Origin of the sequence: Symbiopectobacterium sp. (assembly GCF_051710365.1) — a bacterium.
Lineage (GTDB): Bacteria > Pseudomonadota > Gammaproteobacteria > Enterobacterales > Enterobacteriaceae > Symbiopectobacterium.
This window is the reverse complement of record NZ_JBPETA010000002.1, coordinates 15229-40601: the sequence shown is the minus strand read 5'-3', so window position 1 is coordinate 40601 and position 25373 is coordinate 15229. Positions and strand designations below refer to the sequence as shown.

The window sequence follows — 25373 nt, the reverse complement described above, 5'->3', positions numbered from 1 at the left end:
ATGCTTCCATAATGGCCCGTGTTGCCACAGGCGCTAATCAAAAATTCTGTAATAAGAGCAGGCTATCCGCCAGCGGAGACGTGCTTCGTCTCCTGTTATTGTCGGCTTGATTACCAACGCTCTTTCAGCAGGTTCGGCTGAATACCGCCAATCGCTTTGGTATTTCCCAGATATTGCGGCGCAATACCCGCTTCAAATTCGTCACGGAAATACTTGATAGCACTTTGCAGCGGCTCAACGGCACCTGGCGCATGGGCGCAGAAGGTGTTGCCCGGCCCGAGGAAACGGCACAGTTGCTCCAGCGTTTCAATATCGCCGGGTTGCCCTTTGCCTCGCTCCAGCGCACGCAGGATCTTCACGCTCCACGGTAAACCGTCGCGGCACGGCGTACACCAACCACAGGATTCACGGGCAAAAAACTCTTCCAGATTGCGGGTCAGCCCCACCATGTTGATCTCGTGATCGACCGCCATGGCCAACGCGGTGCCGAGACGGCTGCCTGCCTTGGCGATATGTTCGAAATCCATCGGTAGATCGAGGTGCGCTTCGGTGAGGAAGTCGGTACCCGCGCCGCCCGGCTGCCAGGCTTTGAATTTAAGCCCGTCGCGCATGCCACCCGCGTAGTCTTCCAAAATTTCGCGCGCCGAAGTGCCAAACGGCAGTTCCCACAAACCGGGGTTTTTCACACGGCCAGAGAATCCCATCAGCTTGGTGCCTGCATCTTTACTCTTGCCGGCAGACAGCCCCTGATACCATTCGGCACCGTGCGCGATAATCGCAGGCACGTTACACAGGGTTTCCACGTTGTTTACACAGGTCGGCTTGCCCCACGCACCGGCAGAGGCCGGGAACGGTGGCTTGGAGCGCGGATTTGCGCGGCGGCCTTCCAGTGAGTTGATCAGCGCGGTTTCTTCACCGCAGATATAGCGCCCGGCACCGGTGTGCACGAACAGCTCGAAATCGAATCCGCTGCCGAGAATATTTTTACCAAGCAGGCCCGCCTGTTTTGCTTCTTCGATGGCGCGACGCAGGTTAACGGCAGCCTCTACGTATTCGCCACGCAGGAAGATATAGCCGCGATAGGCTTTGAGGGCGAACGCGCTGATCAACATGCCTTCCACCAGCAGGTGCGGCAGTTGTTCCATCAGCAAACGGTCTTTGTAGGTGCCCGGCTCCATCTCATCCGCGTTACACAGCAGATAGCGGATGTTCATGCTTTCGTCTTTCGGCATCAGGCTCCATTTCAGACCGGTGGAGAAGCCCGCACCGCCGCGCCCTTTCAGGCCCGCGTCTTTTACCAGGCTAACCACTTCATCTTGAGCCATGCCGCTGAGCGCTTTCTGCGCCGCCGCATACCCATTCTTTGCGCGGTATTCGTCAAGCCATACCGGCTGCTTGTCATCACGCAGACGCCAGGTCAGCGGATGCTGTTCGGGCGTCAAAATCCTGTTTATACTCATTGATACGGCTCCAATAGCGAATCGATATCGTCAGGCTTGACATGGCTGTGCGTATCCTCATCGATCATCATCGACGGACCTTTGTCACAGTTGCCCAGGCAGCAGGTCGGCAGCAGGGTAAAACGACCGTCAAAGGTGGTTTGACCGGGCTTGATCTTCAGTTTTCGTTCGAGCGCCGCTTGCACGCCCTGAAAACCGTTGATGTAACACACCACGCTGTCGCAATAGCGAATCACGTGCCGCCCAACCGATTGACGGAAAATCTGGCTGTAAAACGTCGCCACGCCTTCCACATCGCTGGCCGGAATCCCCAAAATGTCGGCAATGGCATGGATAGCGCCATCCGGCACCCAGCCACGATGTTTCTGAACAATTTTCAACGCTTCGATGGACGCCGCGCGCGCATCTTCGTAGTGATGTTTTTCATGCTCGATGGCATCGCGCTCAGCGTCGCTCAATACAAAAACAGACTCGTTCGGCGCGGCATCGGCTGCGGCGTTAATAGGTTGTTGAGTGTCTTGATCATGCATAATTAGCGATCCACATCTGACATAACGAAATCAATACTCCCGAGGTACACGATCAGGTCAGACACCAGACAACCGCGAATCACGGAAGGGATCTGCTGCAAGTGCGCGTAACTTGGGGTGCGAATACGGGTGCGGTAGCTCATGGTGCCGCCGTCGCTGGTCAGGTAATAACTGTTGATGCCTTTCGTCGCTTCGATCATCTGGAACGATTCGTTTTCCGGCATCACCGGGCCCCAGGACACTTGGAGGAAGTGGTTGATCAGCGTTTCAATGTGCTGCAACGTGCGCTCTTTCGGCGGCGGCGTGGTCAGCGGGTGATCGGCTTTGAACGGGCCTTCCGGCATATTGTTCAGGCACTGTTCCAGAATCCGCAGGCTCTGGCGCAGCTCTTCCACTTTCAGCATCACGCGGGCATAGCAGTCACTGATGCCGTCGCCGACCGGTACTTCAAAGTCAAAGTTTTCATAGCCGGAATACGGACGCCATTTACGTACGTCAAACGCAATACCGGTAGCACGCAACCCCGCTCCAGTGACGCCCCACTCCAGCGCTTCTTTAGCGTTGTACGTCGCTACGCCTTGAGTACGTCCTTTGAGGATGGTGTTTTTCAGCGCAGCCGTAACGTAGGTATCCAGACGCTTGGGCATCCAGTCCAAAAACTCACGCAGCAGACGTTCCCAGCCGCGCGGCAGGTCGTGTGCCACGCCACCGATACGGAACCAGGCCGGGTGCATACGGAAACCGGTGATGGCTTCCACCAAATCATAAATTTTCTGGCGATCGGTAAAGGCAAAAAAGACCGGCGTCATGGCACCGACGTCTTGAATAAAGGTACTGATGTAGAGCAGGTGGCTGTTTATTCTGAACAGCTCTGAGAGCATGACGCGGATAACGTTCACACGTTTCGGCACCACGATCCCTGCCAGTTTCTCTACGGCTAACACATAGGGCATTTCATTGACGCAGCCGCCCAGGTATTCGATACGGTCGGTATACGGGATATAGCTGTGCCAGGACTGGCGCTCGCCCATCTTCTCTGCACCGCGATGGTGATAGCCCACATCAGGAATACAATCGACAACCTCTTCACCATCCAGTTGCAGGATGATGCGGAACGCCCCGTGTGATGAGGGGTGGTTCGGACCGAGGTTAAGGAACATGAAATCTTCGTTTTCCGTCCCGCGCTTCATGCCCCAGTCTTCAGGCTTAAAGGTCAGAGATTCCATTTCCAGATCTTCTTTCTGCTTGGTCAGCACAAAGGGATCGAATTCGGTGGCGCGCGCCGGGTAGTCTTTACGCAGCGGGTGACCTTCCCACGTCTGCGGCATCATGATGCGCGTCAGGTGCGGGTGCCCGTCAAACGTAATACCGAACATGTCCCATACTTCACGCTCATACCAGTTGGCGTTAGGGAACAGTTTCACCATGGTCGGCAGGCGCAGGTCATTTTCAGACAATGGCACCTTGATCATGATGTCGCGATTACGTTCAATGGAGATGAAGTGATAGAAGACAGAGTAGTCTGCGGCAGGCAAGCCTTCACGGTGTGTGCGCAGGCGCTCGTCCACCCCGTGCAGATCGAACAGCATCACATAGGGTTTGGGTAGTTTTTTCAGGAACGTGACAACGTCCAGTAATTGCTCACGCTTTACCCATACAACCGGCATCCCGGTACGGGTTGGCTGCACGGTAAAGGCTTCGTGTCCAAAACGGTTACACAGCTCGCCAACGACGGGATCATCCCGGTGATCGCGGGTGGCCCAGGCCGGCTGCGCGAGGTCGTGCGTCGTTAAATCTGTCATAAATATGTCACCACGGTAATTTTGCCATTCTGTTAATGGTGCGGCTGCCGTTTATTATCTTGCTACCCTGTGAGAGTAGTATTACGCAGCCATTCTGCTTGCCATTAACAGATTAAATCTCGTCGGGCGAACGCAGGTTCGTCACCGCAATACGTTCTTCACGTTTGCGTTCGCGCTCGGATTGCATGTTGGCGCGATACACACCCTGCTCTCCCACCACCCATGACAGAGGGCGGCGCTCTTGACCAATAGACTCTTTGAGCAGCAACAGCGCTTGCATATACGCTTCTGGGCGCGGCGGGCAGCCTGGAATATAGACGTCCACCGGCAGGAACTTATCGACGCCCTGCACCACAGAGTAGATGTCGTACATACCGCCCGAGTTAGCGCACGCGCCCATGGAAATGACCCATTTCGGCTCCAGCATCTGTTCGTACAGGCGTTGGATCACCGGGGCCATTTTGGTGAAACAGGTTCCGGCCACCACCATGAAGTCAGCCTGACGCGGTGAAGCACGTAATACTTCAGAGCCAAAGCGCGCCACGTCATGCACGGCAGTGAACGAGGTCACCATTTCCACATAGCAGCAGGAAAGACCGAAGTTGTAAGGCCACAGTGAATTCTTGCGGCCCCAGTTGACCGTGTCGTGTAAGGCATGCTCCAGGTTTCCCATGAAGACACTGCGGTGAACATGCTGTTCCAGAGGATCGGTAACGATCTCCTGGCGTTGCAGGGGATAACGGTCATTCTCACCGTCCGGCTCTATGCGGGTGAGCGTATAGTCCATCTTAAAGTGCCTCGCTGTTACTGCGGATGAGTGTTGGTAGTGTTAACCGGAAAGTCAGACTTGATAACCTGCCGTTTTGAACGCGTCGGCGTCCAGTCGAGCGCGCCGATACGGACCAGGTAGACCAACCCCGCCAACAACACCAAAATGAAAATGGCAGCTTCGATGAAGCCCAGCCAGCCGCTTTCCCGAATGGAAACGGCACAGGCATAGAGATACAGGGCTTCAACGTCGAAAATAACGAAAAACATGGCAACCAGATAGAACTTGGCGGACAGGCGCATGCGCGCAGAGCCAACCGAGTCAATCCCGGATTCATAGGGAACGTTCTTTGCCCTTGCCCTGGCTCTCCCGCCTAGCAGGAACCCGCCCAGCAGCATGAAGCCGCACAGGCCGACGGCGATGATAACGAATAGCGCAAATGCCCAGTGATGGGCGAGGATTTCAGTCGTTGTTGACATACTCTTGCTTACTCATCAAAAGTGACGTTGAACACCTGCTCTACTGGCAGTTAAGGCGTCACATCGATTAAAAGGAAGGATAATCACCCTGCAAACAGTGCGGAAAACATCTACGTTAAGCGCTTTTTGCAGTGGTTGCGTCCTTTATTTTGTAACCTTTTTTCAACCTTACTAAAAATAACAGCACATAACTTAACATGCACGCTGTTTTGTTAACATTTCACTTCTCATACTTCAGCTAAATCAAGTCAGTCTGGCTCTGGCGGGTGTAATTGTTAACAACCTGCTAGCTAAAGGATAGATGATAATGCACAAGCACTATACCATTTTCGTGCGGAAAACCCGGTCCCCCTTAGCGTTAATAGGGTTATTTTTTGATCCAACACACATTTTTGTCAATTTAGTTAGTAAAAAAACCCAATTGTCAGCGCCAATGTTAACAGCTGAAAGTTTGCAACATTCATTTGAAAAATAAGAAACAGCTTTTCATAAAATACAAAACCTTAGAAAGCGCGAGGAATAACGATAAGAGGAACACGAGTGAATGGGAATAATCACGAAGTGGGATAATCAGAAGGGAGTAAAAAAACGGGCATAGCCGTGACGGCGTCCTGCTACTACGCCATACCCGTATGAACGTGTGCAACGTTCTGAATTACATAAACAGGGCATTTTTCAGCGCCGCATCCCCCTCGCTAGTGCTGTTATCGTCGCTGGCTGAGGCACCTGAAAGCAACGCACCACGATAGTAGTGACCAGACGCTACCACATTGAAAATGGCATCGGCCAGGGTGTTGCTTTCTTGCAGGCGTTTGCACAAAAAATACTGCGTATCGGGAAGCACCGGTAAACCGTCTGCCGTTCCCAATACCCTCAGTTCCGGGTTCATCATCTCAACGGTGCGCACCGTTACGCCCAAGCCGGCCTTTACCGCAGCACGCACGGCCGGGAGCGTAGACGCGACATAGGCAATACGCCAGGGAATCCCTGCTTCATTGAGCAAGGTGATCGCCAATGCACGGAAATCGCTGGGCTCATCCAGCAACACCAGCGATACGGGTTCGTCCTGACGAAAGCGATAATCCGCCGCGCAATACCACATGGTCGGCGAGGTGCGCAGCAAAATTTGCTCAGCGCTATCGCTCGACATGGTGGTGATCGCCAAATCAATCACTTTTTTTTCCAGCATACTGTGCAGTTCTGGACTAGGCTTTACGCTAACGTCAATGGTCAGTTTGGGAAACAGCGTGGTCACGCGATGCAAAAGCGTAGGCAAAATGTTATCTGCCGTATCCTCACACGCGCCGATCGCCAGTGTGCCGAGCATGTCGCTGTACATCAGCGAGGTGCAGGCTTCATCGTTAAATTGCAGGATCTTGCGGGCATAACCCAGAAACTGCACGCCGTGTTCTGTCAGCAATTTGTTACGACCGTGGCGGGCGAACAGCTCTTTCCCCACCAGTTGCTCCAGTCGTTGCATTTGTTGGCTCACCGCAGATTGCGTGCGGCAAACCGCCACGGCGGCGGCGGCGAAAGTGTTCAAATCCGCTACCGCTACAAACGTTCTGAGTAGATCGAGATCAAGATTGAGTACCGATCGATTTGCATTGGCCATACGATTTTCACTTATCTATTTTAGTATTTAACAAACATTCCTGGTGTTTTATTACATGTATCGTTAATTACAATACATGTTGAAACAGTATCGCAGTCGTTCGATTAGGGCAAAAAAATACTCACGTTTCGTTACCATTATCGCCTTTTCATCCAGCCGCTAACGCCCACCACCAAATAGTGTCGGGATCGTTATCCGCTCGGTAAAAAAACAACCGCTCCGCCTTTATACTGGAAATTATATTTTCACGCTCCGAATAAATAGCCTGACGAAAAGAAAGGCGCACAGGATGCTTTATCTCCCTTTTTTGGTCGCGTATTCAATATGTTGCTCCACAATAAAAATAGTATTCATGCTCTATGTTCTCTTCATGCATTCAGGCTGGTTTTAAACACCTTTTTTGCATGCCAGACTATGTAGCAATACACTCATTGAATACGTGACCCCTTTTTTCAAAAAGGGATTAGTGAAATTCCGTGGGGATATCAATGCACAATAACAGTGCAGCCGCCCGCAGCATTGCACTAAAATCGACGATCATTCTTCAAAAGGGGTAAACACAGGAGTACATTAGGCAGGTTATGCTATTTCATCGCGAAATACGCTTTTCCTGAAAAAGGTTCGCTCTATCTATGATGTCTCCCATTGAGAAGTCTAAAAAGCTGGATAATGTTTGCTATGACATTCGAGGCCCGGTGCTAAAAGAAGCCAAGCGCCTGGAAGAGGAAGGAAATAAAGTACTCAAACTGAACATCGGCAACCCTGCGCCGTTTGGTTTCGATGCACCGGATGAAATTCTGGTCGATGTCATCCGCAATTTACCTACCGCGCAGGGTTACTGCGATTCCAAAGGACTTTATTCCGCGCGTAAGGCCATTGTGCAGCATTATCAGGCGCGCAGAATGCGTGAAATGACGCTGGAAGATGTGTATATCGGCAACGGCGTCTCCGAGCTGATCGTGCAATCCATGCAAGCGTTGTTTAACACGGGCGACGAGATGCTGGTTCCTGCACCGGATTATCCGCTGTGGACCGCCGCCGTCTCGTTATCCAGCGGGCATGCGGTACACTATCTGTGTGATGAAGAAGCCGGATGGTTCCCCGACCTGGACGACATTCGCAGCAAGATCACGCCACGCACGCGCGGCATCGTGATCATCAACCCCAACAACCCTACCGGCGCCGTTTACAGCAAAGAGCTGCTGATGGAAATCGTGGAAATTGCACGCCAGCATAACCTGATTATTTTTGCTGACGAGATCTACGACAAAATTCTGTACGACGAGGCGCAGCACCACTCCATCGCCGCGCTGGCGCCGGATCTGCTGACGGTGACCTTTAACGGTTTATCGAAAACCTACCGGGTAGCCGGTTTCCGCCAGGGTTGGATGGTGCTGAACGGCCCGAAAAAGCATGCCAAAGGCTATATCGAAGGCTTGGAAATGCTGGCATCTATGCGTCTGTGTGCCAACGTGCCTATGCAACACGCCATCCAGACTGCGCTGGGCGGTTATCAGAGCATCAGTGAGTTCATCCACCCCGGTGGACGGTTGTATGAACAACGTCTGCGCGCCTGGGAACTGATCAACCAGATCCCCGGCGTCTCCTGTGTCAAACCGCAGGGAGCGCTCTACATGTTCCCGCGTATCGACGCCAAGCGTTTCAATATCCATGACGACCAGAAACTGGTGCTGGATCTGCTGCTGCAAGAAAAAGTGCTGCTGGTGCAAGGCACTGCGTTTAACTGGCCGCATCCGGACCACGTGCGTATCGTCACGCTACCGCGTGTAGATGAGCTGGATTCCGCCATCCACAAGCTGGGCCGTTTCCTGTCGCACTACCATCAGTAACACCTCTGTTTGCATCACGCCAGCGCTTCATTTTTCACGACACGCTGGCGTTTACATCCTTCCCGAGAGCGGCCACAATAACCGATTATGGTGCTGCCGTCTGAGAGAACATGATGAATCAGAGTCACTTTTTCGCCCACTTATCCCGTTTGAAACTGATTAGCCGCTGGCCGCTGATGCGCAACGTGCGCACCGAAAACGTATCTGAGCATAGCCTTCAGGTGGCCTTTGTCGCTCACGCGCTGGCGGTGATCAAAAACCGCAAATTCAACGGCAACCTGAATGCAGAACGCATCGGGATGCTGGCGATGTACCACGATGCCAGCGAGGTGCTGACCGGGGATATGCCGACCCCTATCAAATATTTCAATGCGCAGATCGCCCATGAGTACAAGAAGATAGAAAAGCTGGCGCAGCGCAGCCTGATTGCCATGTTGCCACCCGGATTACAGCAGGATTATCGCCAACTGATTGATGACAGTTGCTGTAGTGAAGAAGAGCACGCCATCGTCAAACAGGCAGATGCCCTGTGCGCTTACCTGAAATGCCTTGAAGAGCTTTCAGCCGGTAACAGCGAATTCGCCCTTGCCAAAACCCGGCTGGAAAAGACGCTGCAACAGCGCCAAAGCCCGGAGATGGACTACTTCATGGAGGTGTTTATCCCGAGTTTTAGCCTGTCGCTGGATGAGATTAGTCAGGGTTCCACTCTGTAAGCCGATATCAGCGTGCAACGTTGGCGTTGATATCGGTATTTCTGTTAGTGCAGTGAAATGGTTTTATAAGGTGCATCAACGCACAGTTAAAAACCATACAGCCACGGCACCATGTCACGCTGACAATCATCACCAACACCGTGAATGGCACGCCGACTTTGACGAAATCACCAAAGCGGTAGCCACCTGGGCCGAGCACCAGCGTATTCACCGGTGACGAAACCGGTGTCATGAATGCCGCGGAGGCGGCGATAGCCACGATCATGGCGAAGGGATACGGCGAAACCCCCATCTTTTTTGCCGCAGCAATGGCTATCGGTGCCATCAACACAGCGGTGGCGGTGTTGGAAATAAAGAGTCCGATCGTCGCACACAGCACAAACAGGCACACCAGCATCACCTGCGGCCCAGTCCCACCCGCAACGTCCATCAGGGCATTCACAATCAGCGTCACACCACCGGTCTGCTGAAGCGCCAGCGCAAAGGGCATCATCCCGACGATCAAAATCAGGCTCGGCCAGTGGATCGCACGGTAAGCGCTTTCCATATCGATACAGCGAAATTTTCCCATCAGCAAACAGGCAATCAACGCAGCAATGGCATTGGGGATTTCGTCAGTCAGCATCATGGCGACCATCAGCGCCAGACAGAACAGCGCGTGCGGAGCCTGGCTCACCGCAGGCGCAACGTCATCCACTTCGGCAGGCAGGTTCAACACCAGCATCACATGCTTTTGCGATTGCAGTTGGCGGATCATACGCCAGTCGCCAATTACCAGCAGGATATCGCCCAGTTGCAACGGTTCGTCGGCCAGCAATCCGTCCATCGCCTCACCATTGCGGCGGATACCCACCACGGAAAGCCCGTAGCGGCTGCGGAAGCCTACGTCATAAAGCGTCTCAATGAGCTCAGAATCGGGGATCAGCGACACTTCCGCCATCCCCACATCGCGCGCCTGTTCAGAAAAGTATTCACCGCGCAGCACCATCGGTTCCAAGCGCTGCGAGGTGCAAAACTCACGCAAATCGACTTCAGAGGCTGACATATCAATCAGCAACACATCGTTTAACCGCAGTTCGGTGTTACCCGCCACTCTGACCATCACGCGACGGAACTTACGCCAGCGCTCAATCCCTACCACGTTGGCACCGTAGCGCTGGCGCAGACGCAAATCGTCCAAGCGGTGACCGATAAAGGGTGAACCCGGTAGTATCGCCAAACGACGCGCCCTGCCCGTCAGTTTGTAATCGCGAATGAGGTCGCGAAAGGTCTTGCGCTTCCAGTCCTCTTTGTTTGCCGCTTGCGGATCGACACCGCTCAGCCAGAATCGAGCCACCAGCATGTAAGCAATGCCCAGCAGCAACACCACGACACCAATCGGGGTGACTCTGAAAAAGCCGAAACCGTGGTTGCCGTCACGCATCAACTCACTGCTTACCACCATGTTGGGCGGCGTCGCCACCAGCGTCATCATCCCGCTGATCAGGCCAGCAAAACTGAGCGGCATCATCAGCCGCCCCGGTGAGGTTTTCGTTTTGGCCGAAACGCTCAGCACCACATGAATAAAGATCGCCACCACGCCGGTGGAACTTATAAACGCGCCCAGCGCCGCCACAGTCAGCATCAGCAGCACCAGCATCTTGATCTCACTGTTGCCCGCAACGCGAATCAGCCACTCCCCGACCTGATACGCCACGCCGGTTCTGACCAGCCCTTCGCCAATAACAAATAGCGCGGCAATAAGGATCACGTTGGGGTCGCTGAAGCCGACTAGCGCATCCGACAGCGTTAAGGTACCGCTCAACACAAAGGCGATGATAACCAGCAGCGCCACCACATCCATGCGTAGCTTATTGGTGCTAAACAATAAGATAGCGATCAACAGCAGGGATAACACCCAGAGCAGTTCGCGGTTCAAAAGACCCTCCCGAAAAAACGCGTAAGCCAGCGGCAACACGGTCATTGATAACCGTCCAGACGGTAACAGCCTAAAAAATCACGCTTAACCCAAGTCTGTTCTGATAGTCTGCCATAAAAAAACCCCGCCGAGGCGGGGTTTTGATCATATTTAGTTACGCTTTTATCAATCGGTTAGCTTACTCACCTGCACACCGTTCGGCGTGGGTGTCAGGGTCAGTTGCGTTAGCGATGTCAGCACCATATCAACGTCCTCTAACGCCAGGGTATCCGCCGGGGGATTGACGGCAATCACCTGACAACCTGCCGCTAACGGATTCCAATCCGGCAGGCGCATCTTCTACCACCACGCATTCATGCGGTTCCAGACCCAGGCTTGAAGCACCCAGCAGGTAAGCATCCGGCTGCTGCTTACCGCGAGCCACCTGCTCGGCGGTGATAAACACCTGTGGCTGCGGCAATTGCCCGGCACGATGGCGCGCATGGGCGATAGGCACAGTACCTGATGTCACGATAGCCCAGGGAATGCCAAGCGCGTTAAGGCGCTCAAGGAGTTGGCTTGCGCCCGGCATCGCCTCCTGCACGCCCTGCGTGTCAGACGCTTCGGTGCGCTCCAGCTCATCAAACTCACGCTGGATCTCCGCTTCGCTTTTACCCTGCAAAAAGTAGCGCAGCGAGGTGATCGCCTGTTTGCCATGGATAAAATCAAGCACCTCCTGGGGTTCGATATCATGGACAACCGCCCAATTAACCCAGGCACGCTCCACGGCTGGTAGTGAATCCACCAACGTACCATCCAAATCAAACAGGAAACCTTTACACTCCACAACCACCTCTTTGTTTTATTTCACCGGTTCAGGTATTGATGATTTGCGCAATCTCTACGGCGCTTAAATGATACTGACGCGGACAGGACACCCACACTGCCAGCATGCGGTTGTATTTTTCCCACATTTTCGTCTGTGCGTTGAAGCCGTGAGTACCGGAATCGAAATGCGGATAGCGCCCTTCCACATGCACCATGAAACGAACAAAGCCGAGATAGCGCGCTTCGGTCGCGGCATCAAAGCCCAAAAAGGCCAGGCGACGCTGATCCAGATCCTTGCGGTCTTTCAGGTTATCCCAGGAAACCTGCAAGGCGTGGTGCATTTCCATGATATTGATGATGGTGCGGCACACGTCTTCACTGAGTTCGCCAAATTCCCGATCCAACTCACGCATTTGCAGCCCATAGCCGCGCTCGACGATGGTTTGCAGCCGACGATAGCGTTCTGAATTGTCCGGATCCATCATCGTCATCATTTTGTATTGATTCGAAAGGATCAATCTCTGGGCATTCGTCATTTCCATCGTGCTCTCCTGAACCTCTATAGTACCGGCCTGACGCCGCTGACTCGTTTAACCTGATACCAGAATCGCATACCCAAAAGTGGGAAGATAGCGCTAGCCTCCGATTTTTTGATTTAAAACAGAGGGGAAGGACAAAATAATGCTATTCACACGCAAAGGGTGAAAACGGTCACAGATCGTCTAAAAAGGTTTTGTCCAGCTGTTTAAAGGCTCGTTTCAGCACGTCGGCCAGCATCTGGTAAGTGGGTTTACCTTCAATCGGTGCCAGCGCCATCCCTGCCTCTTGCAGTTTAAGGCGAAGATCGTGAAACCATTCGGAAAGCGTTGGTGGCAACGGCGATACCGAGCGGCGGCCTAGCCACCACAGCCCTTGTAACGGCAGACTACAGGCAAACAGTGCGGTCGCAACTGCTGGCCCCAGTTGGCCACCCAGCGCAATCTGCCAGGTTAAGGTGAACACGGCCAGCGGCGGCATAAAACGAATACCGAACTGCGTAGCGCGCACCACGCGGTTTTCAGGGAAAACAGGCGCCAGACGTTTATCCAGCGGCCAGGTTTTCATATAATGCTGCCCGTAATGGAGTACACGCCATCCCCCGCGTTTATCAGTTGGTTGAGATTTCATGGCGACTCCTTTGTTACCGTTTCAGTTATTACCATTTTCAATTGCATCATCAAAATAACAGATAAAAAATAAAATCCTCAAACAAGACAACAACTATATTTGATAAAATTAAAATATATTTTGTGTTTGCCTGACGCTATCGGTATCCTACCTCGGCGTAGGTCGCCATCTATACTAAAGTAGTCATGTCACTAAACCAACGTGGTCATGCTGCATGCCAGAATAACGATCCTTTCACCATCGTGCTTGATGATGAATGCCGTTTTCAACTGTATTAACTACAGCATAGGCAAAAAACAGGGGACCATTGGTGCGGGCGCGACATTTATCGCCTTATTTTTCGCCACATGCTTTTCAGGGCCGATATGTCATCTTCGCACGCTTTGCATCCAGTATGCTATGGGGATAGGCCATATCGGCGCTTTTTCATGGTCATGTCAGGGAAATCACACCGTGCCATGACGTTAGTCATAAATGTCAGCGGCTGTTTAGGCTACGCTACGCGCTGTTTGACATTTGTTCACCATGTATAACAAGTAGGTACTTCCATGTCGAGTAAGTTAGTACTGGTTCTTAACTGCGGTAGTTCATCCCTGAAGTTCGCTATCATCGATGCTGTTAACGGGGAAGAGTACCTGTCAGGTCTGGCCGAGTGTTTCCACCTTCCTGAAGCCCGTCTCAAGTGGAAAATGGATGGCGCCAAGCAGGAAGCTGCGCTGGGCGCAGGCGCTGCACATAGCGAAGCGTTGAACTTCATCGTTAACACCATTCTGGCACAGAAACCGGAACTCTCCGCGCAACTGGTTGCTATCGGTCACCGTATCGTACACGGCGGCGAGAAATTCACCCAGTCTGCCGTGATCAACGACGACGTGCTGCAAGGCATCAAAGATTCCGTGCCGTTCGCACCGCTGCACAACCCGGCTCACCTGATCGGTATCGACGAAGCGCTGAAAGCGTTCCCGGCGCTGGCAGACAAAAACGTTGCCGTATTCGACACCGCATTCCACCAGACCATGCCGGAAGAATCCTACCTGTATGCCCTGCCGTACAAACTGTACTCCGAGCATCACGTTCGCCGCTATGGCGCGCACGGCACCAGCCACTTCTTTGTGACCCAACAGGCCGCAGAAGCGCTGAACAAGCCGGTTGACGAAGTTAACCTGATCACTTGCCACCTGGGCAACGGCGGTTCCGTAACCGCAGTGCGTAACGGTAAGTGCGTCGACACGTCCATGGGTCTGACCCCGCTGGAAGGTTTGGTCATGGGTACCCGTAGCGGTGACATCGACCCGGCGATCATCTTCCACCTGCACGATTCCCTGGGCATGAGCGTTGAGGCTATCAACAAGCTGCTGACCAAAGAATCTGGCCTGCTGGGCCTGACTGAAGTCACCAGCGACTGCCGCTATGTTGAAGACAACTACACCACCAAAGCGGATGCCAAACGTGCCATGGACGTGTATTGCCACCGTCTGGCTAAATACATCGGTGCCTACAGTGCGCTGATGGAAGGCCGTCTGGACGCCGTTATCTTCACCGGTGGTATCGGTGAAAACGCTGCCATGGTACGTGAACTGACGCTGAACAAACTGGGCCTGCTGGGCTTTGAAGTCGACCACGAACGCAACCTGGCTGCTCGCTTCGGCAACGGCGGCAACATCAGCAAAGAGGGCTGCCGCCCTGCGCTGGTAATCCCGACCAACGAAGAGTTGGTTATCGCGCAAGACGCCCTGCGTCTCACCGCGTAAGACAAGTAATCCCACACCGTCAGCCAAGACTGACGGTGTCTTTTCTGACCAAGCTGTTTTTGACTCAGCGAGCAACCGTAAAGAGGTTTAGCCGTGTCCCGTACAATCATGTTGATCCCCACTGGCACCAGCGTTGGTCTGACAAGCGTCAGCCTGGGTGTCATTCGTTCCATGGAACAAAAAGGCGTGCGCCTGAGCGTGTTCAAACCGATCGCGCAGCCGCGTTCTGGCGACAATACGCCGGATCAAACCACCACTATCATCCGCGCCAACTCAGCCATCACTGCGGCTGAGCCGTTGAAAATGAGCCACGTTGAAGCGCTGCTCAGTTCCAACCAGCAAGATGTGCTGATGGAAGAGATCATCGCCAACTACCACGAAAACACCAAAGATGCAGAAGTGGTGTTGGTAGAAGGTCTGGTGCCGACGCGCAAACATCAGTTTGCCAACGCGCTGAACTATGAAATCGCCAAAACCCTGAACGCTGAAATTGTGTTCGTTATCGCACTGGGCAACGACTCTCCGGACCAGTTGAAAGAGCGTATCGAACTGGCACGCAGCAGCTTTGGCGGCAGCAAGAACAAAAACATCACCGGCGTTATCATCAATAAACTGAATGCCCCGGTGGATGAGCAAGGTCGTACCCGTCCTGATTTGTCTGAAATCTTCGATGATTCCAGCAAAGCAGACGTGCCGAACGTCGATCCGAAACAACTGTTTGCCAACAGCCCGCTGCCGGTACTGGGCTGCGTGCCGTGGAGCTTCGATCTGATCGCCACCCGCGCTATCGACATGGCAAAACACCTGAATGCCCGCATCATCAACGAAGGCGAAATTCAGACCCGTCGTGTGAAAACCGTGACCTTCTGTGCGCTCAGCATTCCACACATGCTGGAACATTTCCGTCCGGGTTCCCTGCTGGTGACCTCTGCGGATCGTCCTGACGTACTGGTCTCCGCGTGCCTGGCTGCCATGAACGGCGTTGAAATCGGTGCTGTGCTGCTGACTGGCGGTTATGAAATCGATGCCAGCATCGCCAAACTGTGCGAACGCGCCTTCCAGACTGGCCTGCCGGTATTTATGGTGAACACCAACACCTGGCAGACCTCGCTCAGCCTGCAAAGTTTCAGCCTGGAAGTACCGGCTGACGACAGCGAACGCGTTGAGAAAGTCCAAGACTACGTGGCTCGCCACATTGACAGCCAGTGGATCGAATCCCTGAGCGCCGCATCCGAGCGTTCTCGCCGTCTGTCTCCGCCGGCATTCCGCTATCAGTTGACCGAACTGGCACGCCAGGCGGGCAAGCGCGTTGTGCTACCGGAAGGCGACGAACCGCGTACTGTGAAGGCCGCCTCTATCTGTGCCGAACGTGGTATTGCGCACTGTGTGCTGCTGGGTAACCCGGAAGAGATCCAACGCGTTGCTGCTGCACAGGGTGTTGAACTAGGCAAAGGCATCGAAATTGTCGATCCGGATGCCGTTCGCGAACGCTATGTCCCGCGTCTGGTTGAGCTGCGTAAGAGCAAAGGCATGACCGAAGTGGTTGCGCGTGAGCAACTGGAAGACAACGTGGTGCTGGGCACCCTGATGTTGGAACAAGGAGAAGTTGACGGTCTGGTTTCCGGTGCCGTTCACACTACCGCTAACACCATCCGTCCGCCGTTGCAGTTGATCAAAACCTCTCCGGGCAGTTCACTGGTTTCTTCCGTGTTCTTTATGCTGCTGCCGGAACAAGTGTTTGTCTACGGTGACTGCGCCATCAACCCGGATCCGACCGCAGAGCAACTGGCCGAAATTGCGATTCAGTCCGCCGATTCCGCCGCCGCATTTGGTATCGATCCGCGCGTTGCCATGATCTCCTACTCCACCGGTAACTCCGGTGCGGGCAGCGACGTGGAAAAAGTGCGTGAAGCAACCCGTTTGGCACAGGAAAAACGCCCGGATCTGGTGATCGATGGTCCGCTGCAATACGACGCCGCAGTAATGGCCGACGTAGCGAAATCCAAAGCGCCGAATTCACCGGTTGCTGGCCAGGCTACCGTGTTCATCTTCCCGGATCTGAACACCGGTAACACCACGTACAAAGCGGTACAACGTTCTGCTGACCTGATCTCCATCGGGCCGATGCTGCAAGGCATGCGCAAGCCAGTGAACGATCTGTCCCGTGGCGCACTGGTAGACGATATCGTTTATACCGTGGCCCTGACCGCCATTCAGGGTCACGTATTCAATGAGTGTATTGCTACATAGTCTGGCATGCAAAAAAGGTGTTTAAAACCAGCCTGAATGCATGAAGAGAACATAGAGCATGAATACTATTTTTATTGCGGAGCAACACATTGAATACGTGACCCCATTCAGGCTACCCAGCAGCAATCCAGGGTTTCTGAATTATCCAAAGGCCGCGCTTTCGCGGCCTTTTGCTTTTGCGTCATAGTAAATCGTTAAAAAACACCCTTAATTTGCCAAAACACAGCTACCGATTAAAACAACAAGCAAGGACACACAGCATGAATCTGGTTCACTATCTCGGCAAGCAGACGCTCGGGGTTTTAGCCTGCTACCAGCAGGGAAAGGTGGTGATGCACATTTGCGGCGTCTATCCGCGCACTAACAATGCACTGCGGGTTTTCTTCCCCAAAGGCCACGCGCTGGCCGTCGGTGATTTCGCCACGCTGCATCTTGATAACCGCACCGGGGTGGATCAGTTTGATGCCAACATTTCCGTTTATCGCGCCTCTTACAAAGGGCGCGTGGCGGAGGTGGATGAAGATTGGGTGCTGCTGGAGCCGCGTGAGTGCCAGGTGATGTATGGGCTTAGCTGCGTACTGGATATCCGCGCACCGGACTATCACTATCCTCAGGATACACGGGAAGAACGCGTGGTGCCGTTTACGCCGCTGAATGCGCTGCCAGAGACGGAACACCATGATTTCACCAACAAGGTAGGCGTGCTGGTCACCATGGCGCAAGAGCAACCCCATACCACGGTTCTGGCGTTTCTCTCCTCGGTGGACAATGATGTGTTTCTTATCACCTTCCCTGAGACGTTCAAATCCCGGCAGCTCAAACGCAACCCACACTGTTTCTTTGCGATGGATGAGCGCTCACACTACACCTTTGAACGCGCTATTGAGTGGAACTACACCTTGATTGAGGGCGATGCCTATCTGATCCCGCCACACAATCCGCTGTTCGAACAGGTACGCGAGGCGTTCATTCACAAAAATCCGTGGGAGATGGCATTCTTCCTGCGTGAGGATCTGGAAATGTGCCACATCAAGAGCCGTCAACTGGTGTGTCCTGGCTCGCGACAGGCTGTCGTTACCGCATAATGGTCTGCGCTGCGGGCCACCATTGACAGCCCGCAGCACAGCGTAAGCCGATTACTCTTCAGCGTCGTCCGATGCGGCAACCTCGTCATCGGTTTTCACTGGCTCACGCGTAATGGGTTTGCCGTAGCTTTGCTCGTTGTAACGACTCATCCACAGCGACAGGGCTTTGAGCGAATCCGGCGTGAACTCATCGCAGCGCGCCGTGACCTCCTGCGGTGTCATCCAGCACACCTCAGCCACTTCTTCTTCCTGCAAGGCAAACGGGCCGTGGGTAACGCAACTGAATAACGCCCCCCACACACGACAATTGTCACCGTCAAAATAGAACAGGCCATGATCGGCGAAAGGCACACCGGCAATGCCCAGTTCCTCCTCCGCTTCACGACGGGCCGACTTGAGCATGTGCTCATCGGTTTGCACTACGCCCCCGGCTGTCGCATCCAACCAACCGGGGTAGAAATCTTTTGTTTCGGTACGGCGTTGAACCAGTATTTTTCCCATGCCGTCATGAACAACGATATAGGTGGCGCGGTGACGTAAACGTTGAGCGCGCATTTGCTGGCGGCTGGCCTGGGCGATAACGTCATTGTTCTCGTCAACAATATCCACCCACTCGGTCCCTGCCGCTTGACTTTGCTCCACCATCCTCTGAACCCTTCAGTATTGGCGCGTTGCGACGCGCGTCTGTTTTAAACGTACTAAGCGTTAGTCGTGCAAGATCGTTGATAACTTAGTGACTAATAGTCACCTGTGCAATAGGCTCGCCACCCATTAACGGTAAAACTTGAAGCTCCCCTTGTGACAGCATGCCATAGCTGGGCACATTGCCCCCCTTTGGCAAGCTGACGGAGCCAGGATTAAAGCAGTAGATCTCCCCCTGACGCTCAGCCACAGGAAGGTGGGTGTGCCCATACACCAGCACATCGCCTGCCTGCAACGGCGGAAGATGCTGAGGATGGTAGAGATGACCGTGCGTCAGGAAAAGACGCTGCTGCGGCAACAGCACCTGCTGCCACGGTGCCGTGATCGGAAAGTCGAGCAACATCTGATCCACTTCGCTGTCGCAGTTACCGCGCACCGCCACAATTTGACGGGCAAACGCATTCAATCGGCTCGCCACATCGGCAAGCTGATAAGCCTCCGGCAGCGGATTGCGCGGGCCGTGATTGAGGAAATCCCCCAAAAGCATCAGCCACTCGGCGCCGCTGCGGGTAAAAATATCGAGTACCCGCTCCGTCGCCGTTAGCGAGCCGTGAATATCTGAGGCAAACATCAACTTCATCGTGATCCCCGAAAAAATACGTCGCAATACGGCAAAGTGTAACAAAATTACCGTACTCAACTCTTGTCCTTTTTTCATTTGGCAGGTGGGTGTCGCACGATTACACACATCCGTGATCGGAGGGATATAGGATAAAGGCCGCCGCTAAACCAACGTTAAGCACCGTATAAAAAAACGTACTGAACACTCCCTGTTCAGTACGATCCTGAGTTGCAGAATCCGTGTCAGAGACACGCGGATAAAAGCAAATTGAACAATCTCGCCCCTTTTGCACGATGCAGCGCGCAGTGGAAGGCGAGTCACCATCATGGTGTTGTCAAATGCCCTACGGCAGGTGGGTGAATCTTGCCGTGCATCGCCGGGTTATCGCTCTCATCTTTCAGCGCGACCCCCGACAGCCGGCGTTGAAACGCTTGCTCCAGCAGCCAGGCCCATTTAAACGCGGCCTGTGGATAATCAAGCCCTTCCGGGCGAATATTGGAAATGCAATTACGCTCCGATTCCAAACGGCGCGTGTGAGGCCCCCAGGTTAAATAAATACTCAGACTGTCCGGTGATGACAAACCAGGGCGCTCGCCGATCAGGATCGCCACCGCTTTGGCCCACAGACACTCGCCAATGTCATCGCCCAGCGCCACGCGCGACTGATGCGCCAGCACCACCGGTGCCAGCGACAAACCGAGTTGCTCCAGATAAGGATGCGCCTGAGTAATGAGCGGCACCGCCTGGCGATGCACCGCCTTGGACGAGAGACCATCAGCCACCACGATCAGCAAATCGGCTGGCGGTTGACGCAGCGCCATCAGCGCCTCACGGCTGGCCTCCGACAAGCGCCGTCCCAAATCAGGCCGATAAAGATACTGCTCACGCGACGTTGCAGCGCTGTGCACGGTAAAGGTTTTCAGCCCTTGCGCCGCTAACGCCTCTGCAAGGGGTTCACTGTCAAACGCCTGATGCACCGCATCCCGCGCCTGCGCATGTGCCAGGCCGAATTTCAGCAATTCTTCGGTTGGCAGGCTTGCACCGGTGCGCCCCAAGGCAATGCGCGCTGCGGTGTATTCTCGCAGCATTTCCCACGGGTTGGCGTGAACGAGGTCCTTCATACGCGCCCCTCCAGATAAGGTTGATGTTGCAGCAACGGATGCTGACGGCTGGCATCACACATTCGACCTTGGGTATCGAGAATCTTCATGCGCGCCAGCCACTCACCAAACTCCGGCGCATGTTTCAATCCCAGCAGTTCACGCACATACAGCGCATCATGAAACGAGGTGCTCTGATAATTAAGCATGATGTCATCCGCGCCCGGAATACCCATCAGATAGGTCAATCCGGCGGTGACCAACAGAGTCAGCAACGTATCCATATCGTCCTGATCCGCTTCAGCGTGGTTGGTGTAGCACACGTCACAGCCCAACGGGACACCCAGCAGTTTGCCGCAGAAGTGATCTTCCAATCCGGCGCGGATAATTTGCTTACCGTCATACAGGTATTCAGGCCCGATAAAGCCCACGACCGTGTTTACCAGTAGCGGAGAGAAACGCCGCGCCACCGCATAGGCGCGCGCCTCACAGGTTTGCTGATCGACACCGTGATGAGCATTGGCCGAAAGACAACTGCCCTGCCCGGTTTCAAAATACATCACTTCGTTACCCAACGTGCCACGCTGTAAGCTCAATGCCGCCTGATGCGCCTCTCCCAGTGTCGCCAGATTGAAGCCAAAGCTGGCATTGGTGGCTTCAGTACCGGCGATCGACTGAAACACCAAATCCACCGGTGCCCCACGCTCAATCAGTTTCAGCGTGTTGGTGACATGCGTCAGCACGCAGGACTGCGTAGGGATCTCAAAGCGGTGAATGACATCATCAAGCATGTAATTCAGCTGTTCCAGCAGCGGCAGGCTGTCACTGGCTGGGTTAATACCAATCACCGCATCGCCACTGCCATACAGCAAGCCATCAAGCATGCTGGCGGCAATGCCTTTCAAATCATCGGTAGGGTGGTTCGGCTGCAAGCGCACGCTGAGATGCCCCGGCAAGCCAATCGTGTTGCGAAAACGCGTGACGACACGACATTTTTTTGCCGTCAGGATCAAATCCTGATTGCGCATCAGCTTACTCACCGCTGCCGCCATTTCCGGCGTGATACCCGGTGCAACGCGCGTCAACAGTTCGCTACTGGTGGTGTCGCTCAATAGCCAGTTGCGAAAATCCCCCACGGTCAAATGTGAAATGGGTTCAAACGCCTGCTTATCGTGGCTATCAACAATGAGTCGCGTGACCTCATCCTGCTCATAGGGAATCAAGAGGTCCTGCAAAAAGGTCTTTAATGGCACTGCGGCCAGCGTCATACGCGCCGTCATACGCGCCGCCATACGCTCTTCAGCGCTCAGGGCCGCCATGCCCGCCAAATAGTCACCGGAACGCGCCGGTGACGCTTTGGCCAGTAGCGTACGCAGAGAATCAAAGGTGTAACGCTGGTGCCCCCAGTGTTGTGTGATACATATCCCTCCTCGCCTGCTATTTGGATGCCGTCAATTGGGGATCGAATACTGCGGACTCACGCGCACTTCGGGTTGCCCGAAACCAACCGTATCCCAGCAACATCATGGCAGTAAAAATCAGCGCCAGTAACGTGTTGTAATACACCATGGCAACCAGACAAATCACCGCCATCACCAGCGCAAATGCCGGGGCAAAGGGATACCAGGGCGCACGGAACGGACGACTGAGTGCCGGTTCACTGCGACGCAGTTTAAACAAGGCGGCCATCGACGTAATGTACATGACTATCGCACCGAATACCGACATGGTAACGATATTTGCCGTCAGCGGCAGCCCGCCGATGGTGACGAACGAATCGGAGAAGATGGCGGCAATCCCGACGACACCGCCCGCCAGAATGGCGCGGTGCGGCGTACGGAAACGCGGATGGACTCGCGCCAGCGAAGCGGGGAGATACCCCGCGCGCGCCAGGGCAAAGATCTGACGCGAATAGCCCATGATGATGCCATGGAATGAGGCCACCAGGCCAAACAACCCGAGCCACACCAACATGTGCAGCCAACCGCTATTGCTGCCGACAATCATTTTCATTGCCTGAGGCAGCGGGTCATTGATATTAGAAAGCTGCGTCCAATCACCCACCCCGCCGGCAAACAGCATCACCCCCATTGCCAGCAGGCTTAAGGTCAGGATGCCACCGACAAAGGCGCGAGGAATGGTGCGTTTAGGATCTTTCGCTTCTTCAGCGGCCATCGCCGCCCCCTCAATGGCGAGAAAGAACCAGATAGCAAAGGGAATGGCGGCAAAAATACCGGATAAGGCAACCGGACTGAAACTGTCCATCCCCGCCCAACCGCCACGAGCAAAGTTTGCCCATTCGAATCCAGGTGCAACCACGCCCATAAACACCAGCAGTTCGAAAATCGCCAGTAAGGTGACTAACAGTTCAAAGGTGGCAGCAATGCCAACCCCCAGAATATTCAACCCCATAGCCAAAGGCATAAAACGGCTGATAAGTGGAAGCGTTAATATCTCGGGCAATTTTCAAGATATCCGGCACCGTTACGGTAAACGCCAGCGCCGTGGAGTGAAGCATCAAAATCACCTCGTTGCTGTACGCGGGCAGTGCAATACGTAACGCACTGGGCAAAATAATGCAGCGATACTGTTTAAACCGGGAAAAACCGTAAGCTCTGGCCGCTTCAATTTCTCCGTGAGGCACCGAACGGATCGCACCAGCAAAAATCTCTGTGGTATAGGAGCAGGTGTTCAATGCCAATGCCAGCACCGCACAGTTCAGCCCACTGCGGAAAAACGCATTCAGCATGTCGGTGCCGCGCACGATCTCCAGACTGTAAACGCCGGAGTAAAATACCAGCAACTGCACGTAAAGCGGCGTGCCGCGAAACACATAGGTAAATACCCACACCGGAAAACTGAAACGTCGCCGTGGAGAAACGCGGGCAATAGCCAGCGGGATCGCCAGCAGACCGCCCATCACCACCGACGAAATCAGCAGCCACAGCGTCATCGCCAGGCCGGTGAGACGATACCCATCACTCCATAGTAAAGGTTGCCAGTACTGTTGCAGGATCTCACTCATAATTCACCTTCTTCACGCCCTGCGAGTAATGGCGTTCCAGCCACCACAGTACCCCGTTGGAGACTGTAGTAAAAATCAGATACATCACCCCGGCAACAATGGCGAAATAAAACGGTTCATGCGCCCCCTTGCCCGCCAACTGGGTCACTTTGACAATGTCATTCAGCCCCAACAGCGACACCAGCGCCGTTGCCTTGAGGATCACCTGCCAGTTATTGCCGATACCGGGCAAGGCAAAGCGCATCATGGAAGGAAACATGATGCGGCGAAATACCTTCAGTGGCGTAAAACCGTAAGCCACCGCCGCTTCAATCTGCCCTGGCGGCACAGCCAGGTAGGCACCGCGAAAGGTTTCAGTGAAATAGGCGCCGTAGATAAACCCGAGCGTGATGATCCCCGCCGAGAGCATCGATATCGATTTGTGCGATACCGAGCGTTTCCGTCACGCTATTGAGCGCAATTTGCAGGCCATAAAAAATCAATAACATTAACACCAGATCCGGCACGCCACGGATCAGGGTGGTGTACGCGGAGAAAAAACCGGACAGCAGGCGATTGGCAGAGAGCTTGGCCCCAGCGCCAATCAGCCCAATGACCAACGCCAACAGCAGCGAGCACACCGCTAATTGCAGCGTCATGCGCGCCCCATCAAGAATCAGGTCGGTATAGCCGTAGAGCATCGCGTGTTTCCGTCTAAAAAGGCACACTCTGCCTGCAAGACGCAGGCAGATCCCAGCAACACGCCATTAGCCGCCGTATACGTCAAAATCGAAGTATTTCTTCGCGAAAGTGTCGTAGGTGCCGTCTTTGCGCATCTCTTCAAACGCTTTATCCAGCGCAGCTTTCAATGCTTTATCTTCTTTGCGCAGCCCCATGCCGGTACCGACGCCAAAGAATTTGTCATCCTTCACTGCCGGACTCGCGAAGACGTAGTCTTTACCCGCCGGTAATTTCAGGAAGCCTTCTCTGCCCGCCACTTCATCCTGGAACGCGGCATCGATACGGCCTGCGGTCAAGTCGGCGTAGATCAAATCCTGGTTCTGGTAAGCCACCACATCAATGCCTTTCGGCTGCCAGTTGGCATTGGCATAGGCTTCCTGAGTAGAGGCCTGCAACACGCCGACACGTTTACCGCGCAGTGATTCCAGCATCGGTTGAATGTTCGCCCCTTTCTTCTCAATCAGACGCGCGTTGGCAGCGTAGAGTTTTTCCGTGAAAGCAATCTCCTGCTGGCGCTTCTCAGTGATGGAGAGCGAGGAGATGATGGCATCAATCTTTTTCGCTTTCAGTGAAGGGATCAACGCGTCGAAATCACTTTCCACAAAAGTACATTCAGCCTTGATGCGCTTGCACAGCTCTTTAGCCAAATCAATATCAAACCCTACCAGTTCACCGCTGGCATTCTTGGACTCAAAGGGTGCATACGTCGGGTCGGTGCCGATTTTGAGATTCTTGGGAACATCGGCCAGCGAGCTTCCCGCAGCAATAACTAAGGCCAACGGCAGAATTCTGAATAATTTTTTCATTTCGCAACCCTTATCTTGATGGAATGATGATCAAAAAGAATGAATATCACTAAGCGTAAAGGGGCGGTCAGACGCCTGCGCGCTCTTGCGCGAAAGGGATGCCAGCGCCGCCAGTCTCATCAGCAGAAACCTTGCAAAATCCGCGCCATAATCGCAACAGAATACGGATAAATCCGAACTCTGCCGCAGGCGCGTAGTGATAGGGGCACCCTGATGAGGGTAATGATGCGTGTGTTGATCAGGAAAGAGACGGCGCGCTTTC

The 25373-nt window shown here is 54.0% G+C and carries 17 protein-coding genes and 6 pseudogenes; 5 read left to right on the top strand and 18 right to left on the bottom strand.

Translation table 11 applies throughout. From position 1 onward, the window contains the following. Window positions 1-110 precede the first annotated feature (110 nt). The 6 genes from nuoF to ACTBDZ_RS00395 form a co-directional block, all read right to left on the bottom strand. A complete protein-coding gene (nuoF, locus tag ACTBDZ_RS00420; RefSeq protein ID WP_438813784.1) occupies window positions 111-1460 on the bottom strand; it encodes an NADH-quinone oxidoreductase subunit NuoF in 1350 nt (449 codons plus the stop codon). Next, entirely contained in the window at window positions 1457-1990 is a 534-nt protein-coding gene (gene nuoE / locus ACTBDZ_RS00415) for an NADH-quinone oxidoreductase subunit NuoE (RefSeq protein WP_438813783.1), read from the bottom strand. Before nuoE ends, nuoF begins: the two co-directional genes overlap by 4 nt. Window positions 1991-1992: 2 nt before the next feature. Further along, a complete protein-coding gene (gene nuoC / locus ACTBDZ_RS00410) occupies window positions 1993-3792 on the bottom strand; it encodes an NADH-quinone oxidoreductase subunit C/D (RefSeq protein ID WP_438813782.1) in 1800 nt (599 codons plus the stop codon). 112 nt (window positions 3793-3904) lie between these two features. Continuing rightward, a complete protein-coding gene (locus ACTBDZ_RS00405; RefSeq protein WP_222157560.1) occupies window positions 3905-4579 on the bottom strand; it encodes a NuoB/complex I 20 kDa subunit family protein in 675 nt (224 codons plus the stop codon). A gap of 17 nt (window positions 4580-4596) precedes the next feature. Further along, window positions 4597-5040, bottom strand: coding sequence for an NADH-quinone oxidoreductase subunit A (locus ACTBDZ_RS00400; RefSeq protein WP_438813781.1), 444 nt, complete (start codon window positions 5038-5040; stop codon window positions 4597-4599). A 655-nt stretch (window positions 5041-5695) separates the two neighbouring features. After that, entirely contained in the window at window positions 5696-6655 is a 960-nt protein-coding gene (locus ACTBDZ_RS00395; RefSeq protein ID WP_438813780.1) for a LysR family transcriptional regulator, read from the bottom strand. Between the two features lie 635 nt (window positions 6656-7290). On the opposite strand from ACTBDZ_RS00395, the gene ACTBDZ_RS00390 reads away from it, so the two are divergent. Beyond that, the gene (locus ACTBDZ_RS00390) at window positions 7291-8505 is read left to right on the top strand and encodes a pyridoxal phosphate-dependent aminotransferase (protein WP_438813795.1); all 1215 of its coding nucleotides are present in this window, start codon (window positions 7291-7293) and stop codon (window positions 8503-8505) included. Window positions 8506-8618: 113 nt separating this feature from the next. Next, complete coding sequence (gene yfbR / locus ACTBDZ_RS00385) at window positions 8619-9218, top strand: 5'-deoxynucleotidase (protein ID WP_438813794.1); 600 nt, start codon at window positions 8619-8621, stop codon at window positions 9216-9218. Between the two features lie 86 nt (window positions 9219-9304). On the opposite strand, the pseudogene ACTBDZ_RS00380 reads toward yfbR, so the two are convergent. From ACTBDZ_RS00380 to yfbV, 4 genes and pseudogenes are all read right to left on the bottom strand, one after another. Then, a pseudogene (locus ACTBDZ_RS00380) lies at window positions 9305-11181 on the bottom strand (SLC13 family permease). 120 nt (window positions 11182-11301) lie between these two features. Next, window positions 11302-11962 (bottom strand): annotated as a pseudogene (locus ACTBDZ_RS00375) (sugar phosphatase). A 28-nt stretch (window positions 11963-11990) separates the two neighbouring features. After that, complete coding sequence (locus tag ACTBDZ_RS00370; protein ID WP_438813779.1) at window positions 11991-12485, bottom strand: YfbU family protein; 495 nt, start codon at window positions 12483-12485, stop codon at window positions 11991-11993. A gap of 169 nt (window positions 12486-12654) precedes the next feature. Continuing rightward, window positions 12655-13110, bottom strand: a complete 456-nt coding sequence (yfbV, locus tag ACTBDZ_RS00365) for a terminus macrodomain insulation protein YfbV (RefSeq protein WP_438813778.1) — start codon at window positions 13108-13110, stop codon at window positions 12655-12657. A 548-nt stretch (window positions 13111-13658) separates the two neighbouring features. On the opposite strand from yfbV, the gene ackA reads away from it, so the two are divergent. From ackA to ACTBDZ_RS00350, 3 genes are all read left to right on the top strand, one after another. Further along, entirely contained in the window at window positions 13659-14861 is a 1203-nt protein-coding gene (gene ackA / locus ACTBDZ_RS00360) for an acetate kinase (protein WP_438813777.1), read from the top strand. 93 nt (window positions 14862-14954) lie between these two features. Further along, window positions 14955-17111: a phosphate acetyltransferase gene (pta, locus tag ACTBDZ_RS00355; RefSeq protein WP_438813776.1), complete on the top strand. Its 2157-nt coding sequence runs from the start codon at window positions 14955-14957 to the stop codon at window positions 17109-17111. A gap of 260 nt (window positions 17112-17371) precedes the next feature. After that, window positions 17372-18196 (top strand): hypothetical protein, encoded by an 825-nt coding sequence (locus ACTBDZ_RS00350; RefSeq protein WP_438813775.1) that lies wholly within the window; start codon window positions 17372-17374, stop codon window positions 18194-18196. Between the two features lie 51 nt (window positions 18197-18247). Here ACTBDZ_RS00350 and yfcD read toward each other — a convergent pair whose 3' ends face one another. The 8 genes and pseudogenes from yfcD to ACTBDZ_RS00310 form a co-directional block, all read right to left on the bottom strand. Beyond that, on the bottom strand, window positions 18248-18841 hold the full coding sequence (yfcD, locus tag ACTBDZ_RS00345) for an NUDIX hydrolase YfcD (protein ID WP_438813774.1): 594 nt from the start codon (window positions 18839-18841) through the stop codon (window positions 18248-18250). Window positions 18842-18926: 85 nt separating this feature from the next. Next, on the bottom strand, window positions 18927-19478 hold the full coding sequence (gene yfcE, locus ACTBDZ_RS00340; protein WP_438813793.1) for a phosphodiesterase: 552 nt from the start codon (window positions 19476-19478) through the stop codon (window positions 18927-18929). A 305-nt stretch (window positions 19479-19783) separates the two neighbouring features. Then, window positions 19784-20581: an ethanolamine ammonia-lyase subunit EutC gene (gene eutC / locus ACTBDZ_RS00335; protein WP_438813773.1), complete on the bottom strand. Its 798-nt coding sequence runs from the start codon at window positions 20579-20581 to the stop codon at window positions 19784-19786. Further along, window positions 20578-21982 (bottom strand): annotated as a pseudogene (locus tag ACTBDZ_RS00330) (ethanolamine ammonia-lyase subunit EutB). The gene eutC and the pseudogene ACTBDZ_RS00330 overlap by 4 nt, the downstream one beginning before the upstream one ends. Window positions 21983-21997: 15 nt before the next feature. Next, a pseudogene (eat, locus tag ACTBDZ_RS00325) lies at window positions 21998-22972 on the bottom strand (ethanolamine permease); the annotation flags it as partial. 1 nt (window position 22973) lies between these two features. Beyond that, window positions 22974-23585: pseudogene (locus ACTBDZ_RS00320) on the bottom strand (ABC transporter permease); the annotation flags it as partial. Further along, a pseudogene (locus ACTBDZ_RS00315) lies at window positions 23578-24265 on the bottom strand (histidine ABC transporter permease HisQ). The pseudogenes ACTBDZ_RS00320 and ACTBDZ_RS00315, both read right to left, overlap by 8 nt. Before the next feature lie 66 nt (window positions 24266-24331). Further along, window positions 24332-25111 (bottom strand): lysine/arginine/ornithine ABC transporter substrate-binding protein, encoded by a 780-nt coding sequence (locus ACTBDZ_RS00310; protein ID WP_438813772.1) that lies wholly within the window; start codon window positions 25109-25111, stop codon window positions 24332-24334. Between the last annotated feature and the right edge of the window lie 262 nt (window positions 25112-25373).

What these genes read in the sequence shown, in the direction of transcription:
- nuoF (WP_438813784.1), bottom strand. Translation starts at nt 1,460, where the DNA reads ATGAGTATAAACAGGATTTTGACGCCCGAACAGCATCCGCTGACCTGG.
- nuoE (WP_438813783.1), bottom strand. Translation starts at nt 1,990, where the DNA reads ATGCATGATCAAGACACTCAACAACCTATTAACGCCGCAGCCGATGCC.
- nuoC (WP_438813782.1), bottom strand. Translation starts at nt 3,792, where the DNA reads ATGACAGATTTAACGACGCACGACCTCGCGCAGCCGGCCTGGGCCACC.
- ACTBDZ_RS00405 (WP_222157560.1), bottom strand. Translation starts at nt 4,579, where the DNA reads ATGGACTATACGCTCACCCGCATAGAGCCGGACGGTGAGAATGACCGT.
- ACTBDZ_RS00400 (WP_438813781.1), bottom strand. Translation starts at nt 5,040, where the DNA reads ATGTCAACAACGACTGAAATCCTCGCCCATCACTGGGCATTTGCGCTA.
- ACTBDZ_RS00395 (WP_438813780.1), bottom strand. Translation starts at nt 6,655, where the DNA reads ATGGCCAATGCAAATCGATCGGTACTCAATCTTGATCTCGATCTACTC.
- ACTBDZ_RS00390 (WP_438813795.1), top strand. Translation starts at nt 7,291, where the DNA reads ATGTCTCCCATTGAGAAGTCTAAAAAGCTGGATAATGTTTGCTATGAC.
- yfbR (WP_438813794.1), top strand. Translation starts at nt 8,619, where the DNA reads ATGAATCAGAGTCACTTTTTCGCCCACTTATCCCGTTTGAAACTGATT.
- ACTBDZ_RS00370 (WP_438813779.1), bottom strand. Translation starts at nt 12,485, where the DNA reads ATGGAAATGACGAATGCCCAGAGATTGATCCTTTCGAATCAATACAAA.
- yfbV (WP_438813778.1), bottom strand. Translation starts at nt 13,110, where the DNA reads ATGAAATCTCAACCAACTGATAAACGCGGGGGATGGCGTGTACTCCAT.
- ackA (WP_438813777.1), top strand. Translation starts at nt 13,659, where the DNA reads ATGTCGAGTAAGTTAGTACTGGTTCTTAACTGCGGTAGTTCATCCCTG.
- ACTBDZ_RS00350 (WP_438813775.1), top strand. Translation starts at nt 17,372, where the DNA reads ATGAATCTGGTTCACTATCTCGGCAAGCAGACGCTCGGGGTTTTAGCC.
- yfcD (WP_438813774.1), bottom strand. Translation starts at nt 18,841, where the DNA reads ATGGTGGAGCAAAGTCAAGCGGCAGGGACCGAGTGGGTGGATATTGTT.
- yfcE (WP_438813793.1), bottom strand. Translation starts at nt 19,478, where the DNA reads ATGAAGTTGATGTTTGCCTCAGATATTCACGGCTCGCTAACGGCGACG.
- eutC (WP_438813773.1), bottom strand. Translation starts at nt 20,581, where the DNA reads ATGAAGGACCTCGTTCACGCCAACCCGTGGGAAATGCTGCGAGAATAC.
- ACTBDZ_RS00310 (WP_438813772.1), bottom strand. Translation starts at nt 25,111, where the DNA reads ATGAAAAAATTATTCAGAATTCTGCCGTTGGCCTTAGTTATTGCTGCG.